Genomic DNA, 13,104 nt, shown 5'->3' on the forward strand with positions numbered 1-13,104 from the left:
TTCGATTGCCGATTTCGAGGGGGTTTCCGTCGATGTCGTGGGTGAGGTTTCCGGCTGCGTCGGTTCGGTAGCCATCGGGATAATCCTTGCTGAACGGCCTTTGAACTTGCGGACCATCATACAGTTTTGCCTGGCGTGAGGCCAACGATTCCGCCACCTGCGGCATGCCGATTGCGCCATGCGATGCGGTTTTAGCGACGCCGCCGCCCGCGGTCGATAGAGCCAGATTGAGCGCATCGGCATCCGATACCTTTCCGCCCTCGATCGCGACCCGCGGCGTGACGAAGGCCTTTGCCAGATCATAAAGCAGCTGAGGGGCCGTCCATTGCGACACGTCCGAGGTAAATTCGCCATCGGCGCCGCGCGGGTCCGGCAGGATGTTCGGGCGCGGCGCATCCGGGTCCATTCCGAACAGCGACCGCATTGCCGATTCCGGATTGGCATAATCGGTTTGCGCCACGGGGGCGGGGGTGATCGCAGGCGGCCGCTTGCGAGCCTGCGGCGTACCCAGCAGCAAATGCACGGCTTCCTCTTCCCCCGGGAGCAAGGTGCCGGTGTCATAGGCGTCTTCGATCTCTTCGATTGATTTGCCGGCGAAGGCGCGCTGCCGGATGGCGCGCAGATCCGCCCGCTCCAGCGTACGGGAATTGCCAAAGCGGCTCTGGCCATCCGGACCGCGATAGGCCGGCGGTTGCGCACCACCGATGCCGAGACCGATCGCGCGTTCCGTTTCCGGGTCGACCGGATCGCCGAGATGCCAAGTCTCGGGGTCGACTGCCTGGCCATAGGCGGAGCGATGCCAGGCCTCGCGCGCAGCCGGCGAGGCGAAATCGAACCGGTCACCACGCCAGGTGCCGAGAATGGAGGGTTCTTTCGGAGGCTTCGACATGGTCTGGTTTTCTCCACGATGTTACGTAAAATATATAATATCGTCTGCAGAAAATGTAAAGAACAAAACGGATACATTGGCGGAAATCCAGAGATGCTCGCGAGATCAAATGCATTTGAAAATTATTCGCAGGTGAGATAGGACTGACCGGAACCTGCGAGCGTTTCGCAATTGCGTACATATTTTGAATTGGGGATGTCCGTGCCGACAGAGAAAAGGCCGCAGACGATCCGCCAGTTCGGGGGTCGGTCTGGGGGCTTCTCTTCGGGGGGCGTGTCTCGGGCCGCGACCGGATTTGCGCGGCTATTTGCCGGGGTGCTTGGCGCTGCCTGCATTCTTTCACCCGCACTTGCCCAGGAATCGACCGGCGCCGGATCGCCGGCGCATCCGACTCTGGAGGCGCTCGATCAATGGGCGGAGACCCTGCCCCCCGCCTTGCCGCCGGTGATCGTGACGGACCAGGCGCCCAAGGACGCGGAGGCTGCGGGCCCGGAACCCAAGAACAGCATCGCGCGGGAAGATTTCGTGCACGACGCAGCACCCTTGCGCGTCAATGACGTCGCCAAGCGCCTGCCCGGCGTGCTGACTGGCGGCGGTCCCGGCGAGGACAAGGAAGCCCGCGTCTTCGGCCTCGACAAGGAATTCACCCGCACCACGGTCAACGGGATTCCCATTCCCGATGGCGGCGAGAAACGGGAGTTCAACCTCGACCGCCTGCCGGTCGGCATGGTCGAATCCGTCGAAGTGATTCGCAACCGCACCGCCGAATACGAGGCCGACGGCCTCGCCGGCGTGGTCAACATCAACACCCGCGACATTCCCCTGGAATTCTCGGCCGAGCTCGATCTTGGCTACGGCTTTCTCGACGCCAATGACGATGCGGCGCATCTCGCCAGCGGCACGATGGGCGGTCGCATCGGCGAACATTTCGGCCTGCAGGGCAGCGTCGCCTATAACCGCGTGCCCATTTACAAGGACAAGGTGAAGCTGCGCGCGAACGGCACCGAGGCCGAACGCGAATACGAGGACAAGCCGACCGATTCCATCGATGCCCTGATGGATGCCGCCTTCTATTACGACGGCGGCGAAATCCATATCGAGCCGATGTATCTCAGCCTCGACGAGGACAAGAACAAGCTGAAGGACAAGTTCAACGGCGCCGGAATTTTCAACGGGTCGGAGACCGAGAGCGAGGACAAGATCAAGGAAACGATCGGCGGCACCATCCGTCAGGAGCACGCCTTCGATCTCGATTTGCCCGGCGGCGCCAATGCAGAACTTCGGGCGCGCGCCGGCTATTTCCACACGCGGGAAGACAAGAAGAAGGTAAAGGAGGTCTTCAACGCCGCCGGCGTGCAGAACCTCGCCCAGCGCGAGATCGAGACCGAGGACAAGAGCGACGCGATCGGTTTCCTGCAGAGCGATCTCAAGCTGCCTTTGTCGCACGGATTGGAGCACACGCCGCAGATCGGCTTCCTGCTGCGCCAGCGCGACCGCGACAAGCTCAAGGACAAGACCGTGGGCGGCGTCGCTGCAGTGGACGCCAAGGGCCAGTACACTTTGCTGGAGCGCTATTACGCCGGCTATGTGCAGGACGAGATCCGGCCAATCGAGTGGTTCGTGCTGACGCCGGGTGTGCGCGTCGAATATGTGACGCTGGAAGCGGAAGACGGCGACAACAACGTGGACAACTCGAATTTCTTCGACCTGCTGCCCTCGCTCCCCGTCGCGGTTCACATCACCGACGAGATCACCTACCGGGCGAGTGTGGCGCGCCTCGTCAACCGGCCGAAATTCGACGAGCTGTCGCCTTTTGCCGATGACAGCGCCGCCGGCAAATTGGTGATCGGCAATCCGCAATTGAAGCCGGCCAAGGCCTGGGCCTTCGAGACCAGCCTTGGCTATGAGGATGACGAGATCGGCTTCGAGCTGGGTCTCTTCCACCGCGAGATCAAGGATGTGATCGAGAGCGTCGCCACGGGCGAGATCATCGACGGCGACACGGTCGAGCAGGTGCAGAATGTCGGCGACGGCCATGTCCAGGGAATTACGCTGGTCGAGAAGCTGGATCTCGGCATCTTCGCAACGGGCTTCCTCGACGATTTCGAGATCAATGCCAACCAGACCCTGACCCGCAGCCGCCTCAAAAGCGCAGACGGCGTTTCGCGCCCCTTCAAGGACCAGCCGCAATTCTTCGGCAATCTGGAGATTGCCTGGATCAACCAGGAACTCGGCACCAGCATCTCCGTTGGCGGCAATTACGTGGGGCTGATCAAGCAGGTGGAATACGGCAATGACGACCGCGAGGAGGAATTCTACCTCGAGGCGCGGCTGGCGCAACGCGTGCTGCCCGGAGTCGAATTGTTTGCCGTCGGCCAGAATCTCACCAACGAGAACCGCGTCAAGCACAAGGCCAATGGCGAGACCGAGATCGAAAACGGCGGCCGCCTGTTCCTGTTCGGATTGAATGCCAAGTTCTAGCCACCCCCTCACCCCGCTAAGGCAGACGCGAGACAAGCCATGAAAACAGCCAGTCTTTCGCATCCGATCCATTCCGAGTTCCGTGCCGGGCGAGATGCCTGGCACGTGCTGCTATGGGAAATGCTGCTGGTGATGCTGCGCCATCCTTATCTGCTGGTGGCGGCGATCCTGCCCAATGTGGTGGCGCCGGCCTTGGCGCCCGTGCAGGCCTGGCTGACCCAGGAAGTGCTCAACGAGATCTCGACCGGCGACCGGCATTTCCTGCTCCGGGAATTGCTGAGCTATGCGCCGCTCGCCATGGGTATTTTCTTAGGGCTCGCCTTGCTGCAGATCGCGGAGAAGATCGCCAACCGCATGCTGGACGACCGGCTGCTCATCGATCTGCAGCGGATCTGGTTCGACCGGCGGGGCGATGGCTGTGTCGGCGAGCAGGTGGCACGCTCGATCAATGATTGCGAGAACGCGCGCAAGATCCTGGATCTCTTCCAGAAGGAATTATGGCTGGTCGTCGTTGGCCTGCCGGCGGTGGTGATCTGGCAGCTCAACCTCGCACCCGATCTGCTGCCCGCCTTGTTCGTGGCGACACTCATCCCGTTTGCCGCCGCACTGCTGTTCGGCGGCATCATCCAGCGCTACAGCCACAGCCTGCTGCGCCTGGTTTCCGGCGTGGGTTCGGCGGTGGCGCGCGGCGACAAGGCCGATCTCTACCGCGAGCAAGAGCGGCTCTATATCAAGCGGATCCGCTTCGAGCTGGTGAAGCAGGCGAGCGAGGCCATCGCCTCCTTCGCCTTCTGGGTGGGATTGGTGATCGTGCTGGTGCTTTCCGTGACGGGGCTGTGGTCCCTGCTGCCCATGGAGATGAGTGCCGCAGAGATCGGCGTCTTTCTGGTCAATCTGAAGCTGATGGCAAAGCCGCTCTCGGAAGTCACCAAGGTCTACAACAAGGTGCGCGAGGGCTGGCCGGCGGTGACCCGCGTGCTGCGGCCGGCAGCCGATCAGCCCGGTCCCGACAGCGGGGCCGCGTCATGACCGGGCGAATGAGCCAGGCGCGGGTGAGCCAGGCGCAGGAGCGCCGGCATTGCACTTGCCACGACATCAGCGAAGCGGCCTTCCGCGAGGCCTGCGCCGCCGGGGCCGACAGCGTCAAAGCCTGTTTCAAACACATCGGCCGCATGCCGAAATGCGCCAATTGCGTGCCGATGATCCGAAAGGTGTTGAGCGAAGGAAAAGCCTGACACCCCAGCCGGGTTCCCTCCCAAAAAAAGGAGTGGGACCCAATCACAACCAGCCATCTTGTATGAGGATAAGAAGATGACGCAGAGCTACAAGGCGAAGGTCGCCCATATGTTGGACAATGGCGACAAACTGGAATTCGAGGCCTTTGTCGAGGCGGCGAGCCATGACGACGCCTTCCAGAAGGCGCAGGCACGCCTCAAGGACGTCGTGAAGGAGCTCGCCGGCAAGGCCAGCATCGAAATCGACAAGAGCAAGGTCGAGTTCGGCGCGCACAAGCACTAAGCCGGCACTGATTCCGGCACTGAGCCGGCTTGACGGGACGTGGCGGGTCTGCCAATGGCAGGCCTGCCACTTTCGGCAGGATGGAGCGATTGATGACCGCCAGCGAACGCAAGCGCCTAATCGGGTCCTATTGGGACCTGCCCGTCGAGGTCCAGCAGGCCACCGCCCGCTTCCTTGTGGGCTCGAAGCTGAGCGACATCATCGAGAGTGCTGCCCATCAGGTGGTCGAATACGATATCGGCTATCACCGCAACGGCAAGTTCTACAACCTGGTCTTCGACGGCACGAACGGCAAGATGCTGGGCGGCAACGAGCATGTCGTGATCCAGGAAGTCCTCAAAGCGCTGCCGGCCGGCGGGCGCGACGCTGTCAACAAGGGCGGGGCCAGCATCCGCAAACTCAAGATCAAGCATGACGACCAGGATGACCGCGAATACATCCATGTCGAATATCTCGACAAAACCGGCCTGATCACCAATTACAAACTGGAGATGGATGGCCGGGTACGCGCGCGGCGATAGCCTCGATTCCATTCATGTTAACTTGAATTAAGTTAACTGATGATTCCGCGCGAGTGTTGCTGCGATGCAACATTTTTCTGCGCCATTTAGATCATATTTTTCAGCATGTTAGAAATATCCGCGCCTGGCGCACACAATGTCGCAGGGAAAGCATATTGCACTGCGGAAATTGTCAGACTATATGTTTTAGCGAGTTCTGGGGGGCTGCTGAACGATCCCTAATGCAAGAGGACAAGATTATGCAGCTCTTTTCGATGATTGAGACCACGTTCCGCCGCTGGGCCGTCTACAGCGAAGTCCGCCGCGAACTGGGTGCCTATAGCGAACGCGAATTGGCCGATCTCGGCATTCGCCGCTCGGAAATCGCCGGCATCGCCCGCGAAGCCGCCGCCCGCATCCAGCCGGCTGCGAAGAAGCAGGGCGACGCTTTCGCGAAGACCGCCGAAGCCAATTAAGTCCCAGCCCGCCGGACCGCGCCTCTAGCGGTCCAGCAGGCTGAGATGCATCTCGCCATAGCGGAGCCCGGCAATGCTGCCGGGCGGCAAGGCGTTATCCAGGCGGTTGAGGTCTTCCGCTGACAGGCGGATCGTCGCCGCGGCGAGATTCTCGGCGAGATAGCTTTGCCGTTTCGTGCCGGGAATCGGCACGATGAAATCACCCTTGGCGAGCAGCCAGGCCAAAGCAAGCTGGCCGGGTTTGACACCCATATCCCGCGCCAGATCCCGCACCACGCCGGCCGCCTTCATGTTGGCGTCGAAATTGGCGCCCTGAAAGCGCGGGTCCTGCTTCCGGTAATCGCCTGCCGGCAGATCCTCGGCGCGCACGGCCCCGGTGAGGAAACCGCGCCCCAGCGGGCTGAACGGCACCAGGCCGATGCCGAGTTCCTTCAGCGCCGGGATGATCCCGTCTTCGAGATTGCGCTCCCACAGCGAATATTCGCTCTGGAGCGCCGAGACCGGCTGCACTTGGTGCGCCCGGCGGATGGTCGAGACACCCGCTTCCGACAAGCCGAAATAGCGTACCTTGCCGGCGGCGATGAGATCCCTGACCGCGCCCGCCACATCCTCGATCGGCACCGCCTTGTCGACGCGATGCTGGTAGAGGAGATCGATGTGATCGGTGCCGAGGCGCTGCAAGGACGCATCGACCACCGCGCGGATATGCACGGGCCGTGAATCGGTGCCGCCGATCTTGCCGTCCGCAGCGATGGCGAAACCGAATTTCGTGGCGATCACGACCTGGTCGCGTTTGCCCTTGAGCGCACGACCCAGCAATTCCTCGTTGACGAAAGGCCCATAGACTTCGGCCGTGTCAAAGAAAGTGCAGCCGAGGTCAATGGCGCGGTGAATGACGGCAATGGATTCCGCATCATTCGCCGGGCCATAGGATTGGCTCATCCCCATGCAGCCAAGGCCGATCGCCGAGACGGCAAGACCCTGACTACCCAGTTTCCGTTTCGGCAGCATGGCGTCACCTCCCTCAGAAATGAAAAACGCGCCGCTCATATGAGGGCGCGTGTTCCCTATTCTCGAAGAAGACGGCCAAGGGATCAAGGGCGGGAGCTTGCTTGATGCTCGTAACTCCTGACCTGATTGTGTGATGCCAGCCCTTGCCGGATCATCAGAACCAGGACAATCTTCGCTGCTATATCGAATGCATGTCCCGATGTGGAATCTATCGAGGGACCCATGGTTACGTTACCGGCGATCGAACCCATTCTGCGCGAGTTTTTCGGTAATCTCGCGTCACTCGAGCCCACCACGCGACTGCAACAGGATCTGCATCTGGGTGGCGACGATGTCGATGAGCTGCTGGAAAAGATCGTCGCGACGTATGGCACCGATTTCAGCGAACTCGATTTCGATGCGTTCTTTCCCAACGAAACGGACGCGCTCTCCTATTATTGGACATCACTGATCGGGTGTAAAAGCGACAAGAAGGAATTCACCCTCGGCCACCTCGTCGATGTCATCAACAGAGGACAATGGTTCGACCCTGTCGCCCCGGGAGCCACGCCACCTGCTACCAGGATATCGCCATGAGCAGAGCAAGCCGTGAGCGCAAGCTCATGTCGCTGGAAGCAGAGTACTCTGAATTTCTCACTGCCGCCCTGGAGCGCTGCGCAGCCGGCAAATGGGGCTTACTTGACCAGAATGACCGGGCTACGGAGAGCCTCGGGCAGTTCGCCCGGCATCATCTTCAATCGCCCGATGCCAACCATTTGCTCAATCTTGGTGCCGAGATCGAGCAAATGCGCAGCCAACTGGGATATGCGGATTCCTTCCCGCTTCATGCCCGCCTGCTTCAGATGCGAACAATCAAGGATCCCAACGCGCCGGGTGAGCCACGGCTTGCGCAAGAATGGCTGGACGACATCCGGGCGGCTGAGAATGTACGCTCGTAAGGCCGCTGGTTCAGCTAGTCAATACGCAGGCTCCACGAATGCTCTTAGTTCCGATGAACTCGTGGATGGTCGGCCTTCGCCGACCATGACAATGAAATAATGATGCGACCCAAAAGCGCCGTCATGCCCGCTTCCGCGGACATGACAACGAGACACCTGAATTCAGGGCAAAAAAACAGTGCGTCCGCTGCTGGGGCCGACGCACTGTTTTTCTGTTCGCCTAAGACTCGCGCGATTACTTCGGCGCGATCGTCATGATCATCTGGCGGCCTTCGAGCTTGGGGTGGGATTCCACCTTGATCAACTCGTCAAGCTCGGCGCGGACGCGGTCGAGGACCTTGAGGCCCAGTTCCTGGTGCATCATTTCGCGGCCACGGAAGCGCATGGTGACCTTCACCTTGTCGCCTTCGCCAAGGAAAGACCGGATCGCGCGCATCTTCACTTCGTAATCGTGAATGTCGATGCCAGGGCGCATCTTGATCTCTTTGACCTCGATCACCTTCTGCTTCTTCTTGGCTTCGTTCTTGCGCTTCTGCGCTTCGTATTTGAACTTGCCGTAATCGAGAATCTTGCAGACTGGGGGATTGGCGGTCGGGGAGATCTCCACCAGATCGAGACCCACATCGGCCGCCATGGTGAGCGCCTCGCGGGTCGGCACGACGCCGAGCATTTCGCCGTCTTCTTTGACCAGGCGCACTTCGCGCACGCTGATCTGGTGGTTGACGCGGGGGCCCTGTTCACGGGCGGGCGCGTTTTCCTGGGTCGGGATCCTAGCTATGGTCAGCTCCTGCTGTGGTTGTCGTAAATCTCGCTGCCCTTTAAGGCAGTGCACCCGCCGCCCAGGATGGGCGACGGGTGGTTAAAAAGCATTATGCCAAAGAAATGGGCATTTCAGCAATGCCCTGCGTGCCGATAAGCGCGAAGTCACCGCCGATGGTCATGAACGGTCGAGCGGCGAACGCGCCTCCTCGGCCAGAAGAGCAATCGCCTCGGCGAGCGGCAAGGTTTTCTGTCCTTCCTCACCCAGGCGGCGCACGGCCACGGTGCCGGCCTCCTCATCACGCTTGCCGACCGCGATGATGATCGGAATCTTGGCCAGGCTATGCTCGCGCACCTTGTAATTGATCTTCTCGTTGCGGCCGTCGAATTCGGCCACCAGCCCCGCCGCGCGCAATTTCGCCACGATGGCTTCCGCATAGGGGTTGCAGTCGGAGACGATTGAGCACACCACCGCTTGCGTCGGCGCCAGCCAGAGCGGGAATTTGCCGGCGTGATGCTCGATCAAGATGCCGACGAAACGCTCCAGCGAGCCGAAGATGGCGCGGTGCAGCATGACCGGGCGGTGCTTCTGCCCATCCTCGCCGATATAGGTGGCATCAAGCCGTTCCGGCAGCACAAAATCGCATTGCAGCGTGCCGCATTGCCAGTCGCGACCGATCGTGTCGCGGAGCACGAATTCGAGCTTGGGACCATAAAAGGCGCCCTCGCCCGGATTGAGCGTGTAGTCGAGGCCGGCAGCCGTGGTTGCGGTTTTGAGCGCTTCCTCGGCCTTGTCCCAGATGGCATCCGACCCGGCGCGCTTTTCCGGCCGGTCGGAGAATTTCACCTTCACATCCTCGAAGCCGAAATCCTTGTAGACCGAGAGCAGGAAGTCGCAGAACGCCTTGGTCTCGTCGACGATCTGGTCCTCGGTGCAGAAGATATGCGCGTCATCCTGGGTGAAGGCGCGCACCCGCATGATGCCGTGCAGCGCCCCTGAAGGTTCGTTGCGGTGGCAGGCGCCGAATTCCGCGAGGCGGATGGGGAGATCCCGGTAGCTCTTCAAGCCCTGGCGGAAGATCTGGACATGGCCCGGGCAGTTCATCGGCTTCAAGGCCAATTGCTTGGTGTTGTCCTCATCGTCGTCGATGACGAACATCGCCTCGCGGAACTTCTCCCAATGCCCCGACTTTTCCCAGAAGGAACGATCGAGAATCTGCGGCGTCTTCACTTCCTCATAGCCGTTCTGCTCCAGCCGCCGGCGGATATAGCTTTCCAGCTTGCGGTAGAGCCGCCAGCCGCGCGGATGCCAGAAGATCGAGCCCACCGCCTCTTCCTGCTGATGGAAGAGATCCATCTCGCGGCCCAAACGGCGATGATCGCGCTTCTCCGCTTCCTCCAATTGATGGAGATAGGCCGAGAGCTGCTTCTCATCCGCCCAGGCCGTGCCATAGACGCGCTGTAGCTGCGGGTTGTTGGCATCGCCCCGCCAATAGGCACCGGCGACCTTCATGATCTTGAAGGCCTTGCCGAGCTTCCCCGTCGAAGGGAGATGCGGCCCGGTGCAGAGATCGAACCATTTGCCCTGGTGATAGAGCGAGATCTCCTCATCGGCCGGAATCGAGGCCACCCATTCGGCCTTGAACGATTCGCCCAATGCCTTGAAGCGGCGCACGGCTTCGTCGCGCGAGACGACTTCGCGCGTGATCTTCTCGTCGCGGTCGACGATTTCCTTCATGCGCTGCTCGATCGCCGCAAAATCCTCGGGCGAGAAGGGCTGGGCGCGGTGGAAATCGTAGTAATAGCCATTCTCGGTCGCCGGACCGAAGGTGATCTGCGTGCCCGGGAAGAGTTCCTGCACCGCCTCCGCCATCACATGGGCGGCGTCATGGCGGATGAGGTCCAGGGCATCCGGATGAGTTCGGGTGACGATCTCGACCTTCGCATCAGTCGTCATGACGGTGGCAAGGTCGCGGACCTTCCCGTCGAATTTGATGGCGAGGGCGGCCTTCGCAAGGCCGGGCCCGATGGCAGCCGCGAGCTCGGCGCCGGAAACCGGCCCCGGAAACTCCCGCTTCGCGCCATCCGGCAGCGTGATCGTCAGCATGACATCCTTCAAAAAACTGGGTGTTTTTCCACGATTCCGCAGCAAAAAAGCCCGGAACCGGCGGACTTTAGGGGGAAATCGCGCCCTGTCAAGGCGAGGCGGCCGACGAATGGAGTATCAGCGTCCGACAACCCCTCACCCCAACCCCTCTCCCCATTTCATGGGGCGAGGGGCTTTGTTCGAACTCGGCAGCTCCCTCGCCCCGCGAATAGCGGGGAGAGGGTGGGGGTGAGGGGACAGCTCCTACACCGCCATCGGCAAGGTGAGCGTAAACCGGGCGCCGCCGCCGGGGTTGTCGTCGAGTTCGAGCCGGGCGCCATGGGTTTCGGCGATGCGCTGGGCGATGGCGAGGCCGAGGCCGGCGCCGCCACCTTCCTTGCCCCGGCCATCATCGCGCCGCTTCACGCGTTCGCCCTGCCAGAAGCGGCGGAACAGCATCTCGCGCTCGGAGGGCGGGATGCCGGGGCCATGGTCGCTGACCGAGACACTGCCCGATGGATCGACGCTGATCTCGACCTCGCTGCCTTCCGGCGTGAAGCGGAGCGCGTTTTCCACGAGATTGCGCAGAGCCTGGTGAATCGCATCCTTGTTGCCGCGCACGATGACCGGGCGTTCGGCGCCGCTGACCCCCACATTGCGGCGGCGGCGGATCGCGAGCGGCGCAAAGAGCGCGGCCAAATCGACGGCGATTTCGGCGAGATCGGCCTTTTCCTCCGGCTGGATGGTGAGAGATTCAAGCTGTGCCACCAGCAGCAATTGATTGACCAGGCGCGTCATGCGCTCGACATCGCCTTTCAAGGCATCGGTCGCGTTCTGGCGCGGCAGGGTGTCGAGATGGGCCGCCAGAATCGTGAGCGGCGTCCTGAGTTCATGGGCCGCATCGGCGAGGAAGTCGCGCTGCGCCTGGAAGCCCCGGTCGAGGCGCTCCAGCGCACGGTTGATGGCAAGGACCGGCTGATGCAGTTCCTGCGGCAATTCTTCGACCGGGAGACGCAGGCCCGTCTGATGCGGGCCGATGCGGCCGGCGAGACGCCGCAATTTGTCGAGCGGACGCAAGGCTGAGCGCACCGAGAGTGTCAGGGCGACGACCAGGACCACCAGCAAGGGAATGCCGACCGGCACGAATTCACCCAGCCATTCATCGACCAGCGCGTAAAGACCGGATTCGGTCGGCGTCACCACCTGGGCCAGTTCCAGGATCGCCGAGCGACCTTCGTTCCGCACCGCGCGCGAAATCAGGTAATAGCTGTTCTCGGTCGCCGGATCGAGCCACCAATACATGTTGATGGCACCCTGCGGCATGCTGGTGATGATCTGCGGCGTCGACATGGCGTCGATCGCAGCCAGGATTTCGGGATCGCCGCCGCGCTGGATTTCCACTCCGTCGGGAAAGCGCAGGATGAAGGTGATGCCGGGGGGCAGCAGCTTCGGATTCACGTCCCAGGTGCCGTCCTCGGCTTCGTCGACATAACGGCGCACATCGTCGAAATTCCGCAGCAGGCCCTCATCCGGGATATCGGTATCGTCGGCCCGCGAGATCAGAAAGGTGGCCAGGCCGCTGGCGATGAACGCGAAGACGAATACCGCCAGCAGCCGCGCGGCAAGGCGGGTCTGCAAGGAGGAGCCGGCGGAAACCCTGGATCTGTTGAGCATGGCGGAATGTAGCCACCGAATCGCGGCCCGGTCCAGGATTGTGGCCGACGCGGCCTCAGGTCCGATCCATCACCATATAGCCGACGCCGCGCACGGTATGGAGATTGATGTCGGCGCCGAGGCTGCCCAGTTTCTTGCGCAAACGCGAGACCAGCACTTCAAGGGCGTTCGAGCCAACTTCGTCGTTGAAGCTGTAGAGGCCTTCTTCGATGGCGCCGCGGCTCACGACCTTGCCCGGCCGGCGCAGCAGGATCTCCATCAAGGCAAGCTCACGCCGGGTCAGCGTCACCGGCCGCTCGTCGATCAGGAAAGAGGGGCCGATCGTGTCGAGACAGATATTGCCAAGAACAAGCTGCACCCCCAGCGCCGCCCCCGGCCGGCGCAGCAGCGCCTTCACCCGTGCCACCAATTCCTCCATGGCGAAGGGCTTGGCAAGATAATCGTCAGCCCCGGCATTGAGCCCACCCACCCGGTCGCTGAGGCCATCGCGCGCCGTGAGAATCAGGACCGGCGTCTGATCACCGATGGCGCGGCGCTTTTTCAGGAAGTCGAGGCCGTCGCCATCGGGGAGGCCGAGATCGAGGATCACGGCGTCGAACCCGCCGGCTTCCAGCGTGGCCTGGGCGGCGGCGAGATCCGCGGCCCGGTCGACCACAAAACCGGCATCGCCCAACCCCTTTTCCAGGAATTCGGAGAGGCGGTCATTGTCTTCGACGAGCATCAGGCGCATCTGGGGTCCCTTCCCGGGAAGATCGGGGGATTCTTGATACCC

14 protein-coding genes are annotated in these 13,104 nt (G+C 61.8%); 8 read left to right on the plus strand and 6 right to left on the minus strand.

Going from position 1 to position 13,104, the window contains the following annotated elements:
* On the minus strand, window positions 1-889 hold an 889-nt coding region (locus tag ACE3PR_RS06215), incomplete at its 3' end, for a hypothetical protein (RefSeq protein WP_374369342.1).
* A 273-nt stretch (window positions 890-1,162) separates the two neighbouring features.
* Between ACE3PR_RS06215 and ACE3PR_RS06220 the strand changes: the two genes are divergently transcribed.
* The 6 genes from ACE3PR_RS06220 (at window position 1,163) to ACE3PR_RS06245 (ending at window position 5,864) form a co-directional block, all read left to right on the plus strand.
* Window positions 1,163-3,370, plus strand: a complete 2,208-nt coding sequence (locus tag ACE3PR_RS06220; RefSeq protein ID WP_374369344.1) for a TonB-dependent receptor plug domain-containing protein — start codon at window positions 1,163-1,165, stop codon at window positions 3,368-3,370.
* A 39-nt stretch (window positions 3,371-3,409) separates the two neighbouring features.
* On the plus strand, window positions 3,410-4,399 hold the full coding sequence (locus ACE3PR_RS06225; RefSeq protein WP_374369346.1) for a hypothetical protein: 990 nt from the start codon (window positions 3,410-3,412) through the stop codon (window positions 4,397-4,399).
* Window positions 4,396-4,605 (plus strand): bacterioferritin-associated ferredoxin, encoded by a 210-nt coding sequence (locus ACE3PR_RS06230; protein ID WP_374369348.1) that lies wholly within the window; start codon window positions 4,396-4,398, stop codon window positions 4,603-4,605. The genes ACE3PR_RS06225 and ACE3PR_RS06230 overlap by 4 nt, the downstream gene beginning before the upstream one ends.
* Window positions 4,606-4,681: 76 nt before the next feature.
* Window positions 4,682-4,888 carry a hypothetical protein gene (locus ACE3PR_RS06235; RefSeq protein ID WP_374369350.1) on the plus strand — a complete coding sequence of 69 codons (207 nt, stop codon included), beginning with the start codon at window positions 4,682-4,684 and terminating at the stop codon, window positions 4,886-4,888.
* A gap of 92 nt (window positions 4,889-4,980) precedes the next feature.
* Window positions 4,981-5,409: a hypothetical protein gene (locus tag ACE3PR_RS06240; RefSeq protein WP_374369352.1), complete on the plus strand. Its 429-nt coding sequence runs from the start codon at window positions 4,981-4,983 to the stop codon at window positions 5,407-5,409.
* A gap of 254 nt (window positions 5,410-5,663) precedes the next feature.
* Window positions 5,664-5,864 (plus strand): DUF1127 domain-containing protein, encoded by a 201-nt coding sequence (locus ACE3PR_RS06245; protein WP_374369354.1) that lies wholly within the window; start codon window positions 5,664-5,666, stop codon window positions 5,862-5,864.
* Window positions 5,865-5,888: 24 nt separating this feature from the next.
* On the opposite strand, the gene ACE3PR_RS06250 is transcribed toward ACE3PR_RS06245, so the two are convergent.
* The gene (locus tag ACE3PR_RS06250) at window positions 5,889-6,875 is read right to left on the minus strand and encodes an aldo/keto reductase (RefSeq protein ID WP_374369355.1); all 987 of its coding nucleotides are present in this window, start codon (window positions 6,873-6,875) and stop codon (window positions 5,889-5,891) included.
* A gap of 222 nt (window positions 6,876-7,097) precedes the next feature.
* On the opposite strand from ACE3PR_RS06250, the gene ACE3PR_RS06255 reads away from it, so the two are divergent.
* Together ACE3PR_RS06255 and ACE3PR_RS06260 are read left to right on the plus strand one after the other, a co-directional pair.
* Window positions 7,098-7,451, plus strand: coding sequence for a DUF1493 family protein (locus tag ACE3PR_RS06255; protein WP_374369357.1), 354 nt, complete (start codon window positions 7,098-7,100; stop codon window positions 7,449-7,451).
* Window positions 7,448-7,813 carry a hypothetical protein gene (locus ACE3PR_RS06260; protein WP_374369359.1) on the plus strand — a complete coding sequence of 122 codons (366 nt, stop codon included), beginning with the start codon at window positions 7,448-7,450 and terminating at the stop codon, window positions 7,811-7,813. The genes ACE3PR_RS06255 and ACE3PR_RS06260 overlap by 4 nt, the downstream gene beginning before the upstream one ends.
* Before the next feature lie 235 nt (window positions 7,814-8,048).
* Here ACE3PR_RS06260 and infC read toward each other — a convergent pair whose 3' ends face one another.
* The 4 genes from infC to ACE3PR_RS06280 form a co-directional block, all read right to left on the minus strand.
* Window positions 8,049-8,582, minus strand: coding sequence for a translation initiation factor IF-3 (infC, locus tag ACE3PR_RS06265; protein ID WP_374370755.1), 534 nt, complete (start codon window positions 8,580-8,582; stop codon window positions 8,049-8,051).
* Window positions 8,583-8,750: 168 nt separating this feature from the next.
* Entirely contained in the window at window positions 8,751-10,679 is a 1,929-nt protein-coding gene (gene thrS, locus ACE3PR_RS06270; RefSeq protein ID WP_374369361.1) for a threonine--tRNA ligase, read from the minus strand.
* 243 nt (window positions 10,680-10,922) lie between these two features.
* Entirely contained in the window at window positions 10,923-12,332 is a 1,410-nt protein-coding gene (locus tag ACE3PR_RS06275; RefSeq protein ID WP_374369363.1) for a sensor histidine kinase, read from the minus strand.
* 55 nt (window positions 12,333-12,387) lie between these two features.
* On the minus strand, window positions 12,388-13,062 hold the full coding sequence (locus ACE3PR_RS06280; protein WP_374369365.1) for a response regulator: 675 nt from the start codon (window positions 13,060-13,062) through the stop codon (window positions 12,388-12,390).
* Window positions 13,063-13,104: the final 42 nt, after the last annotated feature.

This window comes from Dongia sp., from assembly GCF_041909655.1.
Classification (GTDB): Bacteria; Pseudomonadota; Alphaproteobacteria; order Dongiales; family Dongiaceae; genus Dongia.

Coding starts and splice junctions, on each gene's coding strand:
- ACE3PR_RS06275 (WP_374369363.1), bottom strand. CDS start 12,332: ATGCTCAACAGATCCAGGGTTTCCGCCGGCTCCTCCTTGCAGACCCGC.
- ACE3PR_RS06260 (WP_374369359.1), top strand. CDS start 7,448: ATGAGCAGAGCAAGCCGTGAGCGCAAGCTCATGTCGCTGGAAGCAGAG.
- ACE3PR_RS06280 (WP_374369365.1), bottom strand. CDS start 13,062: ATGCGCCTGATGCTCGTCGAAGACAATGACCGCCTCTCCGAATTCCTG.
- ACE3PR_RS06245 (WP_374369354.1), top strand. CDS start 5,664: ATGATTGAGACCACGTTCCGCCGCTGGGCCGTCTACAGCGAAGTCCGC.
- ACE3PR_RS06225 (WP_374369346.1), top strand. CDS start 3,410: ATGAAAACAGCCAGTCTTTCGCATCCGATCCATTCCGAGTTCCGTGCC.
- ACE3PR_RS06240 (WP_374369352.1), top strand. CDS start 4,981: ATGACCGCCAGCGAACGCAAGCGCCTAATCGGGTCCTATTGGGACCTG.
- ACE3PR_RS06235 (WP_374369350.1), top strand. CDS start 4,682: ATGACGCAGAGCTACAAGGCGAAGGTCGCCCATATGTTGGACAATGGC.
- ACE3PR_RS06230 (WP_374369348.1), top strand. CDS start 4,396: ATGACCGGGCGAATGAGCCAGGCGCGGGTGAGCCAGGCGCAGGAGCGC.
- ACE3PR_RS06255 (WP_374369357.1), top strand. CDS start 7,098: ATGGTTACGTTACCGGCGATCGAACCCATTCTGCGCGAGTTTTTCGGT.
- ACE3PR_RS06250 (WP_374369355.1), bottom strand. CDS start 6,875: ATGCTGCCGAAACGGAAACTGGGTAGTCAGGGTCTTGCCGTCTCGGCG.
- thrS (WP_374369361.1), bottom strand. CDS start 10,679: ATGCTGACGATCACGCTGCCGGATGGCGCGAAGCGGGAGTTTCCGGGG.